Origin of the sequence: Cellulomonas uda (assembly GCF_006538705.1) — a bacterium.
Classification (GTDB): domain Bacteria; phylum Actinomycetota; class Actinomycetes; order Actinomycetales; family Cellulomonadaceae; genus Cellulomonas; species Cellulomonas uda.
On record NZ_BJLP01000037.1, the window covers coordinates 20,366 to 40,183 of the forward strand.

Annotated in this window: 21 protein-coding genes; 10 read left to right on the forward strand and 11 right to left on the reverse strand. The window is 73.3% G+C overall.

Translation table 11 applies throughout. The annotated features are described in order from the left end of the window. Nucleotides 1–23: 23 nt before the first annotated feature. Nucleotides 24–929 carry a L,D-transpeptidase gene (locus CUD01_RS11210; protein ID WP_244937758.1) on the reverse strand — a complete coding sequence of 302 codons (906 nt, stop codon included), beginning with the start codon at nt 927–929 and terminating at the stop codon, nt 24–26. Between the two features lie 228 nt (nt 930–1,157). On the opposite strand from CUD01_RS11210, the gene CUD01_RS11215 reads away from it, so the two are divergent. From CUD01_RS11215 to CUD01_RS11225, 3 genes are all read left to right on the forward strand, one after another. Beyond that, nucleotides 1,158–3,080 (forward strand): AAA family ATPase, encoded by a 1,923-nt coding sequence (locus CUD01_RS11215; RefSeq protein ID WP_141321120.1) that lies wholly within the window; start codon nt 1,158–1,160, stop codon nt 3,078–3,080. A gap of 53 nt (nt 3,081–3,133) precedes the next feature. Beyond that, nucleotides 3,134–4,093, forward strand: a complete 960-nt coding sequence (locus CUD01_RS11220) for an Fpg/Nei family DNA glycosylase (protein WP_141321122.1) — start codon at nt 3,134–3,136, stop codon at nt 4,091–4,093. A gap of 258 nt (nt 4,094–4,351) precedes the next feature. After that, the gene (locus CUD01_RS11225; RefSeq protein ID WP_094181111.1) at nt 4,352–5,287 is read left to right on the forward strand and encodes an LLM class F420-dependent oxidoreductase; all 936 of its coding nucleotides are present in this window, start codon (nt 4,352–4,354) and stop codon (nt 5,285–5,287) included. Here the strand turns inward: CUD01_RS11225 and CUD01_RS11230 are convergent. Further along, nucleotides 5,275–6,516 carry a glycosyltransferase 87 family protein gene (locus CUD01_RS11230; protein WP_244937759.1) on the reverse strand — a complete coding sequence of 414 codons (1,242 nt, stop codon included), beginning with the start codon at nt 6,514–6,516 and terminating at the stop codon, nt 5,275–5,277. The genes CUD01_RS11225 and CUD01_RS11230 overlap by 13 nt on opposite strands. A gap of 125 nt (nt 6,517–6,641) precedes the next feature. Next, nucleotides 6,642–6,857, reverse strand: a complete 216-nt coding sequence (locus CUD01_RS11235) for a hypothetical protein (RefSeq protein WP_141321126.1) — start codon at nt 6,855–6,857, stop codon at nt 6,642–6,644. 165 nt (nt 6,858–7,022) lie between these two features. On the opposite strand from CUD01_RS11235, the gene CUD01_RS11240 reads away from it, so the two are divergent. Next, complete coding sequence (locus tag CUD01_RS11240; protein ID WP_244937760.1) at nt 7,023–8,372, forward strand: uracil-xanthine permease family protein; 1,350 nt, start codon at nt 7,023–7,025, stop codon at nt 8,370–8,372. 80 nt (nt 8,373–8,452) lie between these two features. Here the strand turns inward: CUD01_RS11240 and CUD01_RS11245 are convergent, their stop codons facing one another. The 4 genes from CUD01_RS11245 to cspE all read right to left on the reverse strand — a co-directional run bounded on the left by CUD01_RS11245 (nt 8,453) and on the right by cspE (nt 10,408). Continuing rightward, nucleotides 8,453–9,064 carry a LytR C-terminal domain-containing protein gene (locus tag CUD01_RS11245; protein WP_141321130.1) on the reverse strand — a complete coding sequence of 204 codons (612 nt, stop codon included), beginning with the start codon at nt 9,062–9,064 and terminating at the stop codon, nt 8,453–8,455. Beyond that, nucleotides 9,061–9,357 (reverse strand): type II toxin-antitoxin system VapB family antitoxin, encoded by a 297-nt coding sequence (locus CUD01_RS11250; protein WP_094182346.1) that lies wholly within the window; start codon nt 9,355–9,357, stop codon nt 9,061–9,063. Before CUD01_RS11250 ends, CUD01_RS11245 begins: the two co-directional genes overlap by 4 nt. 68 nt (nt 9,358–9,425) lie before the next feature. Continuing rightward, nucleotides 9,426–9,986, reverse strand: a complete 561-nt coding sequence (locus CUD01_RS11255; RefSeq protein ID WP_166772071.1) for a DUF2510 domain-containing protein — start codon at nt 9,984–9,986, stop codon at nt 9,426–9,428. 218 nt (nt 9,987–10,204) lie between these two features. Continuing rightward, nucleotides 10,205–10,408: a transcription antiterminator/RNA stability regulator CspE gene (gene cspE / locus CUD01_RS11260; RefSeq protein ID WP_094181106.1), complete on the reverse strand. Its 204-nt coding sequence runs from the start codon at nt 10,406–10,408 to the stop codon at nt 10,205–10,207. A 245-nt stretch (nt 10,409–10,653) separates the two neighbouring features. Here cspE and CUD01_RS11265 point away from each other — a divergent pair, with 245 nt between their 5' ends. The 3 genes from CUD01_RS11265 to CUD01_RS11275 all read left to right on the forward strand — a co-directional run bounded on the left by CUD01_RS11265 (nt 10,654) and on the right by CUD01_RS11275 (nt 13,345). Continuing rightward, nucleotides 10,654–12,012: a hypothetical protein gene (locus tag CUD01_RS11265; RefSeq protein WP_141321134.1), complete on the forward strand. Its 1,359-nt coding sequence runs from the start codon at nt 10,654–10,656 to the stop codon at nt 12,010–12,012. Nucleotides 12,013–12,044: 32 nt separating this feature from the next. Then, on the forward strand, nt 12,045–12,401 hold the full coding sequence (locus tag CUD01_RS11270) for a TraR/DksA family transcriptional regulator (RefSeq protein WP_141321136.1): 357 nt from the start codon (nt 12,045–12,047) through the stop codon (nt 12,399–12,401). Nucleotides 12,402–12,469: 68 nt separating this feature from the next. Continuing rightward, entirely contained in the window at nt 12,470–13,345 is an 876-nt protein-coding gene (locus CUD01_RS11275) for an endo alpha-1,4 polygalactosaminidase (RefSeq protein ID WP_141321138.1), read from the forward strand. 15 nt (nt 13,346–13,360) lie between these two features. Here the strand turns inward: CUD01_RS11275 and CUD01_RS11280 are convergent, their stop codons facing one another. The 3 genes from CUD01_RS11280 to idi all read right to left on the reverse strand — a co-directional run bounded on the left by CUD01_RS11280 (nt 13,361) and on the right by idi (nt 15,193). Beyond that, entirely contained in the window at nt 13,361–13,870 is a 510-nt protein-coding gene (locus CUD01_RS11280; RefSeq protein WP_094181103.1) for a mycothiol transferase, read from the reverse strand. A gap of 76 nt (nt 13,871–13,946) precedes the next feature. Continuing rightward, the gene (locus CUD01_RS11285) at nt 13,947–14,588 is read right to left on the reverse strand and encodes a maleylpyruvate isomerase family mycothiol-dependent enzyme (RefSeq protein WP_218023856.1); all 642 of its coding nucleotides are present in this window, start codon (nt 14,586–14,588) and stop codon (nt 13,947–13,949) included. Between the two features lie 5 nt (nt 14,589–14,593). Continuing rightward, nucleotides 14,594–15,193, reverse strand: coding sequence for an isopentenyl-diphosphate Delta-isomerase (gene idi / locus CUD01_RS11290; protein ID WP_141321140.1), 600 nt, complete (start codon nt 15,191–15,193; stop codon nt 14,594–14,596). Between the two features lie 488 nt (nt 15,194–15,681). On the opposite strand from idi, the gene CUD01_RS11295 reads away from it, so the two are divergent. Next, entirely contained in the window at nt 15,682–16,284 is a 603-nt protein-coding gene (locus CUD01_RS11295; protein ID WP_094181101.1) for a hypothetical protein, read from the forward strand. A gap of 758 nt (nt 16,285–17,042) precedes the next feature. Here the strand turns inward: CUD01_RS11295 and CUD01_RS11300 are convergent. Further along, nucleotides 17,043–17,642, reverse strand: coding sequence for a recombinase family protein (locus tag CUD01_RS11300; RefSeq protein WP_094181099.1), 600 nt, complete (start codon nt 17,640–17,642; stop codon nt 17,043–17,045). Between the two features lie 249 nt (nt 17,643–17,891). On the opposite strand from CUD01_RS11300, the gene CUD01_RS11305 reads away from it, so the two are divergent. Both CUD01_RS11305 and CUD01_RS11310 read left to right on the forward strand, forming a co-directional pair. After that, nucleotides 17,892–18,659, forward strand: a complete 768-nt coding sequence (locus tag CUD01_RS11305) for a hypothetical protein (RefSeq protein ID WP_141321142.1) — start codon at nt 17,892–17,894, stop codon at nt 18,657–18,659. A gap of 95 nt (nt 18,660–18,754) precedes the next feature. Further along, nucleotides 18,755–19,594, forward strand: coding sequence for a hypothetical protein (locus tag CUD01_RS11310; protein WP_094181090.1), 840 nt, complete (start codon nt 18,755–18,757; stop codon nt 19,592–19,594). Nucleotides 19,595–19,818 lie beyond the last annotated feature (224 nt).

Sequence of the window (19,818 nt, forward strand, 5' to 3'; positions counted from 1 at the left end):
GACGAACCGCCCGGGCGCGCCGGTCAGCGCACGACGACGAGCGTGCCCGCGGGCACCGTGCGCCACAGCACGTCGAGCACGTCGTCGGCCAGCCGGACGCAGCCGTTGGACACCTCGCCGCGCGAACGCAGCGTGGTGGAGTGGAACGCGGTGGCCGACGTGCGCGTGCGCGTGTCGTACGCGTCCATCGTCTCGCTCTGCGACGAGAGCAGGACCACGCGCGGCGTCGTCGTGCCCGGCTCGGCCCAGAACGTGCCGACGACGAACTGCGGGCCCGGCGGTGTGGGCCGCGCGGCCGACCCGGTCGCGAGCACCGGGTAGGTGGACGGGCCGGAGCCGTCGTCCACGGTGAGCGTCTGCGCGGCCGTGTCGACCGTGAGTCGCCAGTCCGTGCCGGACCGTGCGGTGTCGGCGGTGCGCACCCACGCCGTGCGCTGGTTGACGCGCGTCGGGTCCTGCGACGGCCACGCGCCGCGGGCCGCGACCATGACGCGCAGCCAGCCGGGGCGCGCGTCGACCACCGGGACGGTCGTGGGCACCTCGAGGGTCCGGGCGGGCAGCACGCCGACCGCCGGGCCGTCGGGTGCGGCGTGCGCGGCGGTGTCGCGCAGCACCGTCGCGGTGCGCCAGCGGCCGAGCGCGGGGTCGTCGTTCTCGAGCTGCGTGAGGCCGTCGAGCCCCGGCAGGCCGGCGACGACGTGCAGCGGGTCGACGGTCGTCAGCGCCGTGAGGTCGAGCCGGGGCGGTGGCGTGGGGGCGGGGACCGCGACCTTCGTGGCGGCGACGTCGTCGCGCACGACCACCTCGCGCGCGGCCCCGCGCGGCTCGTCCGATGTGGTGGGGGTGGCCGGGGCGCACGCGCCCAGGGTCGCGACGAGCAGCACGCCCGCCGCCGCACGGGCGAGCGGGTCCCGCGTCGTGGGTCGCACGCGCCCTCCTCGTCGTCGCACCCGTCCGGCCGTCCCGGCGATCTCCATCGTGCCCCGCGCACGGCCACGGGGACACCCGGGCGTCGGACCGGGGTCTAGGCCGAACGGGTGGTCCGAATTGTCTTGTATTGCGAAGGTCCGTCACCCGCTCGACGATGGGCGCACGCGGCGCCGCGCGCGCCGCCCTGACCGCGTGCCCGGCGTGCGCGCCCCCGAGAGGAGTCCCTCGTGGCCGACGAGCTGCTGTCACCGATCCGTCAGGGTGCGCACGACATCGCGATCGAGCGTGAGCGGATGCGCCGCCGCCGGGTGTACCGGCTCGCGGCCGTGGTGCTCGCGGTGGAGGCGTGGGTCGTCGTCGGCTCGCTGCAGGGCTGGCCGCTGCTGCCGCAGCTGCCCCCGGTCGACCCGTTCCTCGTGACGATCGTCGTGTTCTTCGTCGCGATGCTGCTCATCGTCGTGCTGACGACCGTCGGGACGTCGCGCTCGCCGCACCTCGTCTACCGCCCCGAGCAGGTGGACGTCACGCTCGACGACGTCATCGGCATCGACCCCGTCAAGGAGGACGTGCGCCGCTCGATCGACCTGTTCCAGACCCACCGCCGGTTCGCCGACCAGATGGGCGGCACCCCGCGGCGCGGCCTGCTGTTCGAGGGCCTGCCGGGCACCGGCAAGACCATGACCGCCAAGGCGATGGCCGCCGAGGCGGGCGTGCCCTTCCTGTTCGTGTCCGCGACCTCGTTCCAGTCGATGTACTACGGCGCGACGGCCCGCAAGATCCGCGCGTACTTCAAGGCGCTGCGTCGCACGGCACGCCGGGAGGGCGGTGCCATCGGCTTCATCGAGGAGATCGACGCGATCGCCCTGCGCCGCGGGGGGATGCTCGGGGCGTCGGCAGGGTCCTCGTCGGGGCTGCCCGCGGGGCTCTCGGCGGCGGGCGCGTGCGTGCAGTCGCCCGCCGTGCGCCTGCCCGCCGTTCACCTGCCCGGGGTCGGGGGGACGACGACGAACGCCGTGGTGTCCGAGGGCACGGGCGGCGTGGTCAACGAGCTCCTGGTCCAGATGCAGTCGTTCGACGAGCCCACCGGCGGCGACAAGCTGTACAACCGGGCGGTCGCTGCCGTGAACCTCCTCCTGCCGGCGCACAAGCAGCTCAAGCAGCGCCGGCCCGGGCGCGCGCCGATCCTGCTCATCGCGGCCACCAACCGCGCCGACTCGCTCGACCCCGCGCTCCTGCGTCCGGGGCGCTTCGACCGGCACCTCACGTTCTCCACCCCCGACGCGCACGGCCGCCGCGCGCTCGTCGACCACTTCCTCGCGCGCCGCTCGCACGAGGTGTCGCTCGACGAGCCGACGCTGCGCGACCGCATCGCCGCGGCCACCAACGGCTGGACGCCCGTGATGATCGAGCACCTGCTCGACGAGGCGCTCGTCAACGCGCTGCGCCGCGGCTCGCTCACCATGTCGTTCGAGGACGTCGAGCAGGCGCGCATCACCGAGATGGTCGGCATCGGCCAGCCCGTTCGGTACACCACGGCCGAGCAGGAGCTCATCGCGACCCACGAGGCCGGCCACGCGACCGTCGCGTGGCTCGTCGCACCCAACCGCACGCTCGAGGTGCTGACGATCATCCGCCGCGGTGAGGCGCTCGGACTGCTCGCGCACACGGACTGCGAGGAGGTGTGGACGCACTCGCAGTACGACCTGCAGGCGCTCGTGCAGATCGCGATGGGCGGCTGGGTCGCCGAGGAGCTGTTCTTCGGGCAGACGACGACGGGCCCTGCGAGCGACCTCGCGGCCGCGACCCGCACCGCCGCCCAGATGGTCGGCGCCGCCGGCATGACCGGGTCGCTCGTCTCGTTCCTCGCCGTCGACCGCGACCTCGTGTCCGCGGTGCTGGCCGACTCCGCCTCGCGCGAGCAGCTCGAGGGCGTGCTCGACGACGCGCGCTCCACCGTGCGGCGCCTGCTGTCCCGCAACCGGCACCTGGTCGAGGCGCTGCGCGACGCGCTGCTCGAGCGGCACGAGCTCATCGGCCCGGAGATCACCGACGTGCTCGAGCGCGCCCAGACGCAGGCCGACGTCCGGGCGTCCCGTCCCGTGCTCGCGGCGGCGATGGGCGCCCGCATCACGCGTCCTCCGGCCGCCTGACCGCGGCGTACCTCGACGACTCGTCGGACGCGTCGGGTCGGTAGCCTGCGGGGGTGCCCGAGGGTCATACCGTTCACCGGATCGCGCGGCAGCTCACGCTCGACCTCGTCGGCCGCCCGCTGGCCGTGAGCTCCCCGCAGGGGCGGTTCGCCGCCGCCGCGGCGCGGCTCGACGGTCACGTCATGGAGAGCGCCTCGGCCGTCGGCAAGCACCTGTTCTGCGCGTTCTCGTCGGGCGACGTGCTGCGCGTGCACCTCGGGCTGTACGGGGCGTGGGACTTCCACGGCCGGCTGACGCCGCTCACGCCGGGCGAGGCCGCCTGGGGGTCGCTCGGGGCACCGCGGCTGCGCCGGGCGGTGCGCATGGGGGAGGACGAGCGCGAGTCGCCCGCCGACGAGGGCGGCCTGGTCGCGGGGGTGCCGCACGACGACGGCCCGTTCCCGCCCGAGCCGGTCGGTGCGGTGCGGGTCCGGCTCGCGTCGAACACGACCGTGGCGGACCTGCGCGGGCCGTCGGCGTGCGAGGTGCTCGACCCCGACGAGGCGGCCGCGGTGGTCGCCCGGCTCGGGCCCGACCCGGCGAGCGAGACCGACCTGGACGCCGCGGGTGCCGAGGTGGTCCGACGGCTGCGGGCACGCGGCGTGGCCGTCGGCCAGCTGCTCATGGACCAGTCGGTCGTCGCGGGGATCGGCAACATCTACCGCGCGGAGCTGCTGTTCCGCGCGCGCCTCGACCCGTGGACGCCGGGCAGGCAGGTGCCGGCCGAGGTCGCCCGCGCGCTGTGGGACGACTGGGCACGGCTGCTGCCGGACGGCATCGCGACGGGCGTCATGCTCACGCGCGAGGACCTCACGCCCGACGAGCGCCGTGCCGCGCTGACCGACCGCACGCTGCGGCACTGGGTGTACGGGCGGGCCGGTGAGCCGTGCCGCGTGTGCGGCACGCCCGTCGTCGTCGAGGACATGGCCGCCCGCAAGCTCTACCGCTGCCCCCGCTGCCAGACCCGCCCCTGACCCCCGCCCCGGCGGACCCACCCGGGCCAACCCCCGCCCCCGCCCGACCTCCGCCCCCACCGTCCGACCGACCCGCGACCCCGCGGTTGCTCCGGCTCTGGCGGGCCTTTCCCGGAGCGATGGCGGTCTCGCGCGGGACGAGGACGCCGACCCCGTGGTTGCTCCGGCTCTGGCGGGCCTTTCCCGGAGGAACGGCGGTCTCGTGCGGGGTGGTCGGGTGGTTGGGGCGGGCAACTCGTGGTGCGGGATGATGCGGGGATGGAACTTCGTGTCTTCACCGAGCCTCAGCAGGGGGCCACCTACGACGACCTGCTCCGCGTCGCCCGCGCGACGGAGGACCTGGGCTTCGACGCCTTCTTCCGCTCCGACCACTACCTGGGCATGGGCACGCCCGGCCTGCCGGGACCGACGGACGCGTGGACCACGCTCGCCGGCCTCGCGCGCGAGACGAGCCGGATCCGCCTGGGCACCCTCGTCTCGTCGGTGACGTACCGCTACCCGGGCATCCTGGCGATCCAGGTCGCGCAGGTCGACCAGATGTCCGGCGGTCGCGTCGAGCTCGGGCTCGGCACGGGCTGGTTCGAGCAGGAGCACACGGCGTACGGCATCCCGTTCCCGGCGAAGCGGTTCGGCCTGCTCGAGGAGCAGCTCGAGATCGTGACCGGCCTGTGGGGCACCCCGGTCGGCGAGACGTACTCGTTCGACGGCGAGCACTACACGCTCACGGACTCCCCGGCGCTGCCGAAGCCGACGCAGCAGGTGCACGGACGGCCGGGTGTGCCGGTGATCGTCGGCGGCAACGGCCCCACGCGCACCCCCGCGCTCGCGGCCCGGTTCGCGAGCGAGTTCAACCTCGCGTTCCCGGAGCTCGACACGGTCGAGGCGAAGTTCGCGCGCGCCCGCCAGGCGTGCGAGGAGATCGGCCGCCCGGCCGACGACCTGGTGCTGTCCGCGGCGCTCGTGCTGTGCGTCGGCACGGACGAGCAGGAGTTCGCGCGCCGCGCCGCGGCGATCGGCCGGGAGCCCGCCGAGCTGCGCGAGCACGGGCTCGCGGGCACGCCCGGCGAGGTCGTCGAGCGCCTGCAGTGGCTGCGCGGGCTCGGTGCGAGCCGCGTCTACCTCCAGATGCTCGACCTGGCCGACCTCGACCACCTCGAGCTGGTCGCGGACGCGGTCGCGCCTCAGCTCGGCTGAGACGCGGTCTCGGGGAGCTGCCCGCCGGGCATGGGCGACGTGTCGTCGTCGGGCGGCGCGGGCTCGTCGTGCGCGTCCCGTACGAGCGCGACGACGACCGTCGCGGCGAGCACGACGAGCGCGACGTTGCGTGCGGCCAGCAGCGCCGTCGCGCCCGCGCCGCCCGCGGTGATCTGCGAGTACAGCCACGGGAAGACGAGCTGCGTGGCACCCGCGACGCCCGCGACGAGCCACGCGGTGACCCGCCAGCCCGGCAGGCGCAGCGCGAGCGCCACCGCGACCGGCGGCGCGATCCACCCGACGTACTGCGGCGAGCCGACCTTGTTGAGGACGATGAGCAGCGTCGCCACCAGCAGCGCCCCGCGCAGCAGCAGCTGGGCGCGCGCGGTGTCGTCGGACCACAGCCGCGGGCCGAGGCGCCGCGCGCACCACCACAGGAGCGCGCCCGCGGCGGCGACGCCGAGCACGAACAGGACGCCGAGCGTGTCGGAGACGGCCTGGGTGCCGGGCCCGTGCACCTCCCACGTCACGAGCTCCGCGTTGAGCTCGACGCGCAGGTCGGGGGAGACGAGGCTCGCGAGCATCCACGGTGTCGCGCCGACCGCCTCGATCTGCAGTCCGCGCTCGCCCTGCTCGGACAGGAAGGACAGCAGGTGCTCGCGGCCCCCGCCGGCGAGCACGAGACCGACGACGCCCGCGCACACGAGTGCCGCGGGCAGCACCACCTCACGCCACGGGCGGCGGACCACGACGACGAGCGCGAGCAGCAGCGCGCCGGGCGCGGCCTTGACCCATGCGCCGACCGTCAGGAGCGCCGCGGCGAGCCGCGGGTGCCGCAGCGCGACCACGAGCGCCACGACCACCACGGGCGCGACGACCGCGTCGAGCCGGCCCATCGCGACCGGACCCAGCAGCGCGGTGAACGCGACCCACCACCACGCGCCCGTCGTCGTGCGCTCGATGCGCCGGTGCCCGACGACGCGCGGCGCGTGCAGCAGCGCCACCAGCCCCACCGCGTTCAGCGCGGTGACCAGCAGGCTCCACGCGAGCGAGAACCCCGGCCCGTACCCGGTGCCGCCCAGCGCGGCCAGCAGCATCGGCGCGACCGCGCCCGCGGGGTAGACCCACGGCCCGTCGAGCACCGGCCACACACCCTCGTGCAGGCCGAGCCACATCCACCAGCGGTACAGGTCGAGGTCCCAGAACGTCTCGGTGGGGCGCAGGTACACCCCCAGGACCAGCAACCAGGCGTGGACCAGCAGGAACGCGGTCCAGACGGGCAGCGACGAGCGCAGCAGGCGGTGCAGCGGGGCCTCCGGTTCGGTCGGCCCCGCTCACCGGCGGGGCGTGGTGGTCAGTGCGCGGGCGGGACGGCGACGCCCGTCTGCGGTCCCGCGGGCGGGATCACGACGGGACGCTCCTGCGAGAGCAGCTCGTCCACGTCCTCCTCCCGCCCCTCGTCGGGTGCGGGCGGCGCGCTCGGAGCGGTGCTCACGACCGGGTCCGGCGCGTCCCCGGGGACGACGTGGCTCGGCGTGGGCGGGGTGACGGTCGGGTCGTTGTCGGACATCTCGGCCTCCCGAGTCGATGCGGACGTTACCCCACGAAGATGGCATGCGGATCCGCACCCCGCGCGGCGGGCCCGACCACTACCTTTCTCCCGGGGGCGAGCGGTCGCCCGACCGCTCGTGGTGACGCCCGGGTGCCGGGCCGACAGGAGGACGACGTGGCGGTGGTGGCCAGGGTCAGGAGCGCGCTCGGGCTGGGCGGGTGGAAGGTGCACGGCGACGGGCGCTCGATCCCTCCGGGTGAGGTGGTCGCACCCGACGAGCGGCTCTCGTGGCCGCGGACCATCGGCATCGGCATGCAGCACGTCGTCGCGATGTTCGGCGCGACGTTCCTGGTGCCGCTGATCACCGACTTCTCGCCGCAGACGACGCTGTTCTTCTCGGCGGTCGGGACGCTCGCGTTCCTCGTCATCACGGGCAACCGCGTGCCCAGCTACCTGGGCTCGAGCTTCGCGTTCATCGCGCCGATCCTCGCGGCGACCGCGAGCGGGGGCAAGCAGGTCGCGGTCGGCGGCATCCTCGCGACGGGCCTGACCCTCGCGGCCGTCGGCGTGCTCGTGCACCTCGTCGGGACGCGGTGGATCGAGGTGACGATGCCGCCCGTGGTGACGGGCACGATCGTCGCGCTCATCGGGTTCAACCTCGCGAGCGCCGCCTGGGGCAAGAGCGAGGACTCCGGGTTCCGGTCCGCGCCCGTGACGGCGCTCGTGACGCTCGGCTCGATCGTGCTGTGCACGGTGCTGTTCCGCGGCATCCTCGGCCGGCTGTCGATCCTCGTCGGCGTGGTCGTCGGCTACGTGTTCGCGATGCTGCGGGGCGAGGTCGACTTCGACGCGCTGCGTGACGCGCCGCTGATCGGCCTGCCCGAGTTCGTGACGCCGCGGGTCGACGGCAGCACCCTGGGGCTGTTCCTCCCGGTGGTGCTGGTCCTGATCGCGGAGAACATCGGCCACCTGAAGTCCGTGACCGCGATGACGGGCCGCGACCTCGACCCGGTGACGGGCCGCGCGCTGCTCGCCGACGGTGTCGCGACCAGCCTCGCCGGCCTCGGCGGAGGCTCGGGCACGACGACGTACGCCGAGAACATCGGCGTCATGGCCGCGACGCGCGTGTACTCGACCGCCGCGTACTGGGTGGCGGGTTTCACCGCGCTGCTGCTGTCGATGTCGCCGACGTTCGGCGCGGCCATCGCGACCGTGCCGCAGGGCGTGATCGGCGGGGCCGCGACGCTGCTCTACGGCATGATCGGCCTGCTCGGGGCGCGCATCTGGATCCAGAACAAGGTCGACTTCTCCAACCCGGTGAACCTCACGCCCGCGGCGATCGCGCTGATCGTCGGCATCGCGGACTACACGTGGGTCGTCGGGGACCTGACGTTCTCGGGCATCGCGCTGGGCACGGCGTCCGCGATCGGCGTCTACCACCTGATGCGTCTGGTCGCGCGGTGGCGTGGGACGTCGCTCGAGCCCGCCTCGCCGGCGTCGGCCCCGGCCGGCGACGAGGTCGCGGCGCACTGACCCGGACGACGAAGGGGCCGGTCCCGCCGAGGACCGGCCCCTTCGTCGCGCGACGGGAGGTGGTCAGGAGCCGAGCGGTGTCAGCTCGTGGGGGCTGCGCTGGTCGCGCCGGCCGCCGGCACCTTGGTGCAGCCCTTGGGGGCCGCGAGCGGCTTCTCCGGGTCGAGGCCGACCTCGTCGGCCGGCACGAGCGCCTTGAACTTGGTGCCGAGCACCACGTCGATCTCCGGCCCCTTGCGACCGTCGAGCACGAACTGCGGCTTCTGCACGTGCGCCGCGACGGTGTACGCCGCCGCGATGCCCGACTGGCCGAACGCGATGCGCACCGTGCCGTCGAACGTCGGCTGGTTGTCGGCCTCACCACCCGCGAACCCGCGGTCCGTGAAGCCCTTGAGCGTCGCCGCCGCGAGCCCGGCCGTGGACGTGGAGTTGTACACGTTGACGGTGATGTCCCCGTACGGGACGGGGAGCGCGCCGTCGGGCGGGCACGGGTAGCTGCGGGTGGTCGCGCTCGGCGTGGGCTCCGCCGCGAACTCCTGCTCCATGAACGGCAGGCTCAGGCTCCCCGTGTACACGGCCGCCGAGCCGAGTCCGACGACCGCGAGGGCCGCGAGCAGCACGCCGAAGATCACGGCCTGCCGCTCGTGCATGTGGCGCCGGCGCAGGGCCCGGGCGCGGTCCACGTCGCTCACTCGATCACCAGCACCCGGGCGTGCAGCACGGGACGCTGCTGCAGGGCCGCGCGCACCGCGCGGTGCAGCCCGTCCTCGAGGTACAGGATCCCCTTGTACTGCACGACGTGCGCGAACAGGTCGCCGTAGAACGTGGAGTCCTCCGCGAGCAGCGCGTCGAGGTCCAGCGTCCGCTTCGTCGTGACGAGCTCGTCGAGACGGACCTGGCGCGGCGGGACCTCGGCCCACTGCTTGGTCGTCTCGAGCCCGTGGTCAGGGTAGGGCCTGCCCTCGCCCACGGCCTTGAAGATCACGGAGGCCACTCTAGGGTGCGCGGCGCCGGGCGCGGACCGGACCACGCCCAGCACGGGCGTGCGGACGGTCACGCGCTGCCCGTCGAGCTCTCGTCCCATGTGTTGTCGATCCAGGTCTGGTTGTCGCTGTCGATGGTCAGGACGAGGCGCACCGGGCGCTGGAAGCCGTCGGCCCACCGCGCCATGCCCTCGCAGGTCAGCAGGTGCGTCTCGGCCCCGTCGGACGGCCGGGTGGCGGTCGCGAGGTGGTCCTCGACCGTGCGGACCTGGTCGATCGCGACGAGCGCGACGTCGCCCGGGGCGGCGTCCTCGGCGGCGAGGCGGACCTCGTCGACCGCGACCTGCGCGCACGACTGGCCGCGCAGCGACTCGTCGAACAGCTCGTCGTCCCACATGGCGACCACCCGCGGTGCCGCGAGCAGCCCGGCCCCGACGACGACGACGCCCGCGGCGACCGCGCTCCCGACCGAGACGAGGGCGATCTTCCCGCCCGACCACGGCGGCTTCGTCGGACCGGTGGCCGCACGTCGCGCCTGCCGCACGTGCGCGGTCCACGAGGCACCGTCGAACCAGCGCACCTGGTCGGGGCGCTGGGGATCGGGGTACCAGCCGGGGATCGGCGTCGTCATCGTGTCCTCGTGGTGCGCGCGGCTCTCGTCGTCCTCGTCGCCTGGGTTGTCGGCACGCGCGCAGCGCGTCATGAGCCGAGCGCCATGACCCGAGCCCCGTGAGCCGTGCGTCATGAGCCGAGCGTCACGGCCCGCGGCCGCAGGACGGCGGACGGCGGGCCCGTGCAGACCCGCCGTCCGTGCGACGACTGCGCGGTGCGTGCCCGCGCGACGTCAGGTCAGAGCGGCTGGATGTTCGCGGCCTGCGGGCCCTTCTGGCCCTCGGTGACCTCGAACTCGACCTTCTGGTTCTCCTCCAGCGAGCGGAAGCCGCTCGACTGGATGGCCGAGTAGTGGGCGAAGACGTCGGGTCCGCCGTCGTCGGGGGCGATGAAGCCGTACCCCTTCTCGGCGTTGAACCACTTCACGGTGCCAGTTGCCATGTGGCCGTTCTACTTCCTTGCGGCGGGACGACCCCGGCGGTGCCGGGACCGGTGATCACGGTGAAACGTCGTCCGGCCCGCGGCGGAAGCACACGGTGACAAGCGATGCACTGCGACTACGGCGCCCACCGTACCGGCCGCGGACGCCGCCGGGGAGGCCTGCGTGGACGTCCGTCCAGGGGATCCCCCGGATGCCTGTGCACAACGGCTCCTGCGCAGGTCGCGCCGTTGCTACGGTGCGCGGCGTGAGCGCGAGCCGCACCACCCTGTACGTCCGCGAGGACGGGGACGACGAGGCCGACGGCCGCACGCCCCGCACCGCGCTGCGGCAGGTCGCCACGGCCGCCGCGCGCTGGCGTGCGGCAGGTCCGGCGTACGAGGCGGGCTGGACGATCGACGTCGGTCCCGGCACGTACACCGGCGGGATCGCCCTGACGGGCGCGCGAGGGCTCGCGCAGCACGACTTCCTGCGGATCGTCGGGCCGCGGGTCGGCGGGCACCCGAACCGGCCGCTCGCCGTCATCGACCACGCCGCGCACCCGGGGTACCGGTTCGGGCTGCGCGCCTACGACGGCGTGTCCGTGTGGCTCGAGGACCTCGCGTTCCGCGGCGGGTTCGCGCACGCCGTGGACGTGCGCCGCCGCAGCCTGCTGCACTGGCACAACTGCCACGTCGACGGGCAAGGGGTCGGGCAGGTCGGGATCGGGGTGCTCGACCACTGCACGTACGCGGTGGCGGGCGGGATCGTCGAGAACCTCACCAAGCACGGCGTGCAGGAGCACCACCACGTGTTCCGCTCCTACGACATCGCCCGCTCCTACGACGAGCAGCTCGTCATCCGGGGCTGCCCCATCGGGCTCAAGGCCAAGGAGAACTGCAACGGCCACGTCGACTACCTGACGATCGAGGACTGCGGCACGGGCATGCAGCTGAACGGCATGTCGGTGGCGAACCTGCGGTTCCTGCGGCTGCGGCGCAACGGCGTCGGGCTCGCGGTCGTGAACTCGCAGGTGCACAACACCTCGAGCGTGCAGTTCGGCGAGGGCGACGACGCGAACGAGCGCGACCTCGTCGAGCTGGGGACGTCCGCCGACCTGACGAGCTGGGGCTGGCAGGAGGGCTCGTTCGCGCGGACGACGACGAACGCGCACCGGCCGCTGCTCACGCTCGGCGCGTCCTACGACGACGAGGACGTCGACTCCCGGCACCCCCGCGCGCACGTCGAGCTGCGCCGCGTCGTGCGGGCGCGTCGGTACCGCGCGGCGGGCACCCGGTTCCGCGTGGTCGTGCGGGGCGTGGTCACGCAGCGGCTCGCCCGGGCGGCGACCCTGGACGTCCGGCTCGACGACGACGTGCTCGCGCACCTCGTCGTGCCGGCCCGCACGCGTGCGGGGACCGCGTTCGAGGCCGAGGTCGAGGTCGTGTGCGCGCGCGACGGGGACCACCAGAAGGTGACCGCGCGCGTGCACGGCGTGCCCGGGGCGCTCGTGCACCGTGCGCTCGAGCTCGACCTCCTGCGGGACCGGAGCGTGCTCGTCGTCGCAGGCGTGGACCCGGACCGGGAGGGTGCGCTCGTCGTCAGCACCGTGGAGGTCTGGGGGTGAGGTCCGCGCGTCCGCGTGCGAGGGTGGCGGGCATGGCGCTGTCCGTGGACGACGACGAGGTGCGCGCGCGGCTGCTCGCTCTGCGCGCCGACGCGCTCGAGCGCGCGGTCGGGCTCGGCGCCGCGAAGTCGGACCTGGTCGAGGCGGCGTGGGGCGCCAACATCGACGACGAGCACGACCCCGAGGGGCAGACCATCGCGTTCGAGCGCGCGCAGGTCGACGCGCTCGCCGCCGACGTGCGCCGGCGCCTCGCGGAGGTCGACGCCGCGCTGGACCGGCTCGCCGCGGGCACCTACGGCACGTGCGTCGTCGGCGGGGAGCCCATCGACCCGGCGCGGCTGCTCGCCCGCCCCACCGCGACCACGTGCGTCGCGCACGCGCCGCGCTGACCCGGGCGGCGCTGACCCGGGTGGCGCTGCCCGGGCCGCGCTGACCCGACCGCGCCTACAGTGACGCGGTGACGACGAGCCCCACCCGCCCGCGGCGGCGCCCCGCGCGTGCACCGCTCGCCGCGCTCGTCGTCGGCGCGCTGCTCCTCGCCATCGGGGCGTGCACGACGACCGCCCCGCGGCCCTCGTCGTCGGCGTCACCACCGGCGCCCCTCGTCGCGCTGCCCGATCCGGGCTCGCCGTTCGAGTACCAGCTGGGCGGCGCCGACGAGCCCCTCGACGCGACGCGCGTCGTCGTCCGGGACTCGACCGAGGCACCCAGCGGTCGCTACGACGTCTGCTACGTCAACGGCTTCCAGACGCAGCCCGACGAGACCGAGCAGCTCCTGCGCGCGGCGCCCGAGCTGGTCCTGCACGACGACGGCGAGCCCGTGCGGGACGAGGGCTGGCCCGACGAGGCGCTCTACGACCTGCGCACGGACGCGCTGCGGGCACGAGTCGCCGAGCGCGTCGGGGCGGTGGTCGACGCGTGCGCGGCCGCAGGCTTCGACGCGGTCGAGGTCGACAACCTCGACTCGTACACGCGCTCGCACGGCCTGCTCACCGCGGAGCACGCCCTCGCGTACGCCGCCCTGCTCGTGGAGCGCGCGCACGCGCGCGGGCTGGCGTTCGCGCAGAAGAACACCGCCGAGCTCACCCGGCAGGTCCGCGCGCTCGGGGCGGACCTCGCGGTCAGCGAGGAGTGCCAGGAGTGGGACGAGTGCGCGACGTACACCTCCGCGTACCCGGTGGTGCTCGACGTGGAGTACAGCCGCGCCGCATTCGACGAGGCCTGCGACGCCCGGTCGCACGCGACGCAGCGGGACCGGGGTCTGTCGGTCGTGCTGCGCGACCGCGACGTGCTGCCGCGCTCGGACCCGGACGCCGTGCACGAGACCTGCTGAGCGCGATCCCGCCGGTCAGGCCGTGCGGTCGAGCACTCCCCGCAGGTACGCCGCCTGGCCCGCGTGCTCGAACGCGTCGCCCAGGATGCTGACGAGCCGCACCCCGAGCGTCACGGGCGGGTCCCAGCGCTCGTCGACGACGACGTCCAGGTCCTCGTCGGCCAGGCGCTCGACGTACGCGAGCGACGCCGCGGTCGCGTCAGCCAGGTAGCCGAGCAGCAGGTCCGCCGTCGCGACGACCTGCGCGACCTCGTCGGACGTGTGCCCGTACCCGATCGCGGAGTCGTCGAACGGCAGCCCGAACCGCTGCGACCAGCCGCGTGACGTCCACACCTGCTCCGTGCCCGCGAGCGGGGCGACCTGCCCGTCCTGCTCGCGCGCGATGTGCCACGCGAGCCACGCGAGCGTGTTCGCGTCCGGGTCGATCCGGCGCGTGAGCAGCGCCTCGTCGGCGCCCTCCACCGCGCGGCGCACCAGGTCGTCGATCCGCCCGAACCCGTCCGCCAGGACGTCCTTCGCGTGCATGGCCCCTCCGTCCTCGTCGGTCCGTCCCACCGTAAGGTGCGGGTCGCGCGAGCGCCGGGTGGAGCATCGGGCTCGGCTACGACGGCGTCAGGCGGTCGCGCAGGACCGCCACTCCCGGGCCCGTGAGGTCGTCGAGGTACGCCGCCCGTCCGGCCATCGCCATCACCAGGGCGAGCGTGGAGCCGCTCACCAGCGGCCCGTCACCGGAGGCGAACGGGCCGTCGTCGGCCGCCAGCCGCAGCCCCGCGCCGACCCTGCGGCTCTCGACCGCGAAGTCACGCGCGGCGTAGAACTCCGCGACGGGTGTAAGAGCCGCGACGTCCGGGGTACGTGCGATGCCCAGCGGCCGGCGGACGTCCTGGGCGTGCACGACGACCTCCCCCAGGTACGCGGGGGTGTGCCCGGACGCGGCCGTCGTCGAGCCCACGACCGCGCGGAACCGTTCGAGCGTCTCCGCGGGCGTGCGACCGCGGTGCTCCTCGATGCGGCGCCGGTTGTGCACGTCCGGACGGAACCGTGCCCCGACCATGCTGCGCAGCCAGGCCCACCGGCCCGTGCGAGCCGCAGCCACCAGGTGCGCGACGACCTCCTCGACGTCCCACCGCCCGCACAGCGTCGCGTGCCGCCACTGCTCGGGGCTCAGGCGCTCGAGGTCCTCCGCGAACGCCGCTCGCTCGTCGCGCGCCAGGACCCACAGCTCGTCGTCACGTCCTCGCACGGCTCTCAGCCCTCTCGTGCGGAGCGACGTGCCGCAGGGCCGTCGAGCAGCGCCGACCAGTCGACCTCGCGGCCGAGCTGCTCCACCTGCAGACGCGCCCACGGGCTCGCCTCCGGGTGCGTGAGCGCCAGGTCGTGGAACTGCGCGTACGGCATCCACCGCACCTCGGCGACCTCGCTCGGGTCCGGCGTCACGACGACGTCCGCCGGCACGCGCACCGCGAACACCGGGCAGATCTCGTTCTCGACGATCCCGCCGCTCGCAGCGCGGTACCGGAAGTCCGGCAGCAGCGGCACCACCGGCCCCGCCTCCGTGATGCCCAGCTCGTCGTGCAGCCGCCGCCGGATCGCGTCCTCGAACGCCTCGCCCGGTCCCGGGTGACCGCAGCACGAGTTGGTCAGCACGCCCGGGAACGTCGCCTTGTCCCACGCGCGCCGCGTCACGAGCAGGCGTCCGTCCGGGTCGACCACGTACGACGAGAACGCCAGGTGCAGGGGAGTCGTCGCATGGTGGACCTCGCGCTTGAGCGCGGTCCCCACGGGCGTCCCGTCGTCGTCGAGCAGCACGACGAGCTCGTCGGCCGTTGCCGTCCCAGGTGAGGTCACGCCCCCACCCTGCCTCCCCGGACCCCCACCCGCGAAACCAGCCCGCCCCGCACCACCCGCCGACCGCGCACGTCCCGAGTCGAGCGCGCACGCTCGTCGTCCGCGCTCGAGCACGAACGTGCGCACTCGGCGGGTGCGGGCCGTGGTGCGCGCGCCTGGCGCTACGACGAACGAGAGCCCGGCCGATGGCCGGGCTCTGCACCATGAACGATGACGCGGGACATCGGTGAACGATGTCCCGCGTCATCACACACGGCGGAGGATGGGGGATTCGAACCTCCTGGACGGACGCGTTTGACCAGGCCAGACGCATGATTACGCGGATCTGACGTGGGAACACGGACGCAGTTGACGCCCGTTGACTCCCGTTCGTCGCAGTCGGTGTTCCCAGGGGAACACGGTGTCGCTGCTGGCTGGTCGGCCGCTGGACGGGCTGGACGGGGCGAAAGTGCCACCGGCGTGCGTCGCAGGCGCTACGTTCCAACAGCATGGAGGAGAAGTCATCGAGGCGAACTGGCGACTGGAACTCACCGGCTTTCTGGGTCTCGGTCATCAGCCTCGCACTCTCGACGTACCTCGCCCTTGCCGCCGGCCGCCAGTGGTTCCCCTTCCCGCAGCCCGACCATGCGCAGGAGAACGCCGCTCGTGTGACCTGGGCCTACGAGCGACTCGGCTCTGACGACCCCGACGGGCAGACGAAGTCCTTCGCGGTGACGGTGACGAACAACAGCACCAGCCCTGTGTACAACGTGCGGCTACGACTCGGGTTGTGGGACGACCGGTACCCCACGGGCAGCGACGACAACGCCCCGGACCTCCCAACGATGGACGTTCCACTGGAGTTGCGTGACGTGCCAGCGTGCAGCGTCAGCACTGCGACGGTCCCGGTCTCCACCTGGCGAGATACCAGCGAGGACACGCACATCAGGGGTTACGCGATCGGAATCGCGTTCGCGCTTGACGGACAGCAGTGGTGGAGCGATCAGCCCTACCAGACGCCGTGGCGCGACGACACGATTTTCGAGGCGTACATGACCCACAAGACGATCACTTATGACGTCCAGCCGACACATGGACCGGGCTGCGGCTGACACGCCCTCGCGTCAGGCGCGCCGTGCCGCCAGCACAGGACCCACGCCCACACCTGGTCTGCCACGCACAGCGCATCGGAGCATTCGTGCCCGTCGACGCAGGCTGCGGGGCCATGCGCGAGCACGGGACGGGCGCCCCGGGGCTGCACGTACGCGACGGCGAGGTCGCCCGGGTCGATGCACGCGGTGACGGTCCCGTCGGGCGCCAGTTGTACCTCTACATATAGCGCCCCTCGACCGTCGCGACGCGTGCGGGGACGCCCCAGCGGGCGACGAGCGCGGCAACGGCCGATACGTGCTCGCGGGTCCTGGTCTCCATCGGGGCCTCCTCGGGGGTCGGGGTATCGGGTGCTGGCACGGTGGCACCCGCGAAGCCGCTGGTCAGGTGCAGGGGACACGCACTGTGGACGGCACCTGCGGCCCGCGGGGCTGGGGTCGGGTCGCTGTGCGTCAGCCCCTCGTGGCGGCCCAGCGTTCGAGCAGTGCGGCCGTGAGCGCATTGGACGGCTCGTGGACGATGCCGTACGGGGCGCCCCACGTGCGCGCGTAGGTCTCGTAGGTGTGCACGTCCGCCCACGTGGCCGGGGCGAGCGGCCTGATCGCATCCGGGCCCCCGTCACCGTGCTGGACAATCCGCGCCACCGGCTGGCCCTCGCACATGAGCACGGCATCGACCCACACCCCGCCTGGGGCACTCCCGAGTGTGACCTGTGTCAGCGCGTACGGGCAGGACGCCGGGACACCGAGAGCATCGCCGGTCATCGGGCGGTGCCCGCGTTGGCGCTCTGGCTGCGCTCCCGCTCGATGGCGCGGTACAGAGATGAGCGCCCGACGCCGAGGGTCTTGGCGACGGACACGACGCTCTGACCCTGGTCGACGAGGACGCGGGCCGCAGCGAGCCGCTCCGTATCGACGACCGGGGGACGGCCGGGAATGCGACCACGGGCGCGCGCCGCCTCGAGCCCGGAACGGGTCCGCTCGATGAGCACCTCGCGCTCCAACTCCGCCAGCGCGGCGAAGATGCTCAGGAGGAGGACGCCGATGCCGCCGCCCTGGCCCGGCGTCGTGTCGATGGCCTGCGTGAGGCTCCGGACGCCAACGCCCCGGCGGCCGAGGTCGTCAACGAGCGCTACGAGCTGGCGCACGGTGCGGCCGAGCCGGCTGAGCTCGGTCACGACGAGCGTGTCACCGTCACGTGCGTACCCCAGGAGCGCGTCGAGTTCCGGTCGGGACACGACAGTGCCGCTCACGCCGTGGTCGACCCACACCCGTACGCACCCGGCAGCGGTGAGCTCATCCACCTGCCGCCTGGGGTCCTGGTCCCGTGTGCTCACACGGGCGTAGCCGAGCAGCGCCACCGCGTGCCTCCGATCCCGCCGGGCGGTCCGGCGTCATGACACCGTCCTAGCCGGCCAGCGTGCGACAGTGTCCCGAAAACGCTCGGGTTCACTCTTTCGGCACGGGCGGTTTCGGTCACGAGTTACGGCACAGCGGCTCCCGCACGACGACGCGACGACCGGCGAGGGCGCGGCGGTGTCTCGCTATCGGTCCATTTCGAACAGCGATTCCGGGGACCGCGACCGACGTCCGAGCGGCACCATGCAGGTATGACCAGGGACGCGGACGACCACGACAGTTCCGACGGCGTGACGTTGGGAGAGCCATCCCCCGGCGTGCGCGATCCCGAGACCGGCCACATCAACGCCTACCCTCCGGCGCCGCCGCCTGGTGAGCCACTGGTCACGCGTGTCACGGAGCGACTTCCGAAGCCGGACAGGACGATCACTTACACGCTCGTCGACCCTGTGGGAGTGCGTCCGGGCGGGACCGACCTCCGCACGGCGCTCGTTCAGCGCGCTGGCGGCCCGGATGACGGTGACCGTCGCTACCGGCACGAGCTACACCAGCGGGTTGGTCGTGTGGTCGTCGCCGGGGCACACGTCGAAGCCGCCCTCAAACGTCTACTCGTTGTCACCTCGGTCCGAGAGTCGTTCAGGGAAGCCAACTATGACTGGGCCGTCCTGGAAGTCGAACTACGGAAGGCACTCCGCGAGGCCGGTGGCGCGCTGAGCGCCGAAGCACTAGAGCACGTCGGGTTGCTTCTCGACGGCGCAGATAGGGCCGGTCTGCGCGAGCTGCGCAACCAGGTGGTGCACAGCGAGTGGTGGCCGTGGGAGGAGTTCCAGGGCCGGTTTATCCGTTGGGGGCGACGTCGCGATGGCTACACCGGGCTCGGATCGCTAGTTGACCTCGACAACCTGGCCGACTGTCTCGAAGCGCTCGCCAGCGCACTGGCCGACATCGTGGCGCCCGTCTGGCCCTACATCATCCTCGACACCCGCGAGTCAGCCGACAGTGGTGACGGTGGAGCGTAGGCACCAGTGCTGCCCGTCTGACCGACGCGAGCCACCCTCCGAACCCGCATTGCGTTCCAAGGACACCGAGGCGATGTGCCTGCCAGGGTTGCGGCATGGGCGAGGACGTTCCAGGGCTTCAGCTGTTCACCGAGTTGTCTGCCTCTGACCGGTGGCTCCGCACACGCCATGAGCCGACCGCCGACGACCGGTTACGGCCGGGGCGAGTGCTCGCGCGTGTCGCCGAGCACTACGCGGCCACCGCAGAGGTCGTACCGCCTCGACCTGAGCCGGGCAGCCCGCTCGCCGAGGACGACGCGGCGTTGGGCATCTACGTTCTGTCTCATGGGGTAGCGCTCGCGCACGGTGTGGCGATGGACCACCTGGAAGCCATCCGCGGGACGATCCAGGACGCGCAGAGAACCCACCCCTGGGCCGAGCACACGCTCGCGCGCGCCGCTCTGGAATCCGCGTGTACAGCCCTCTGGCTGATCGGCCCGGACGACCCTGCTGAGCGGCGCCACAGACGAGTCAGGCAGCTCTACAACAACTCGGACGAGGGCCGGAAGGCATCCAAGCTGCTGGGCGGCGACAAGCTCCAGTCCGGCAGGACGTTCGACGAGGTTCTTGAAGAGTTCCGCAGCCTCGCCCCCGACAGCAGAAGCGTGAAGTCCTGGACCTACCGGGATGTCGTGCGTGGCGCAGCGCAGCACTGCGGCTCCGACTCGGACCTCTTCGAGTTGCTCTGGCGGATCCAGAGCGGCCTCGCGCACGGCAAGTCTTGGGCGACGCTCGCGACCCTGGAACAGGAGGTCACCGGAACCGCTGACGGTGTGGCTGAGGTCCGGTTCACAACAGACGTCGAGCAACTCATGCCCGTCGTCGCGATCACCCTAAACACCTGCGTTGCCGCCTGGGGTCGTTACCTCGAACTGGCTCGTGCGCCGCGCCCGTAGGACACGCCGGGCCCTGCATGCGCAGTTAGTGCGCGTGACGACCGATCCTCGCCCTATGACCACATGCACGCGTTGTAGTGACACAGGCTGGATCACGCGCCTCGAATCGACCCCTACCTCGCTGGTGCCGGGCGCGGTCCCGACCGAGCGGCCATGCCCGGTGTGCAAGGGGACGCCTTCGCGCGACAGCCAGTAGGGGGCGCCGTTCGGGGGACGCTCTCCGT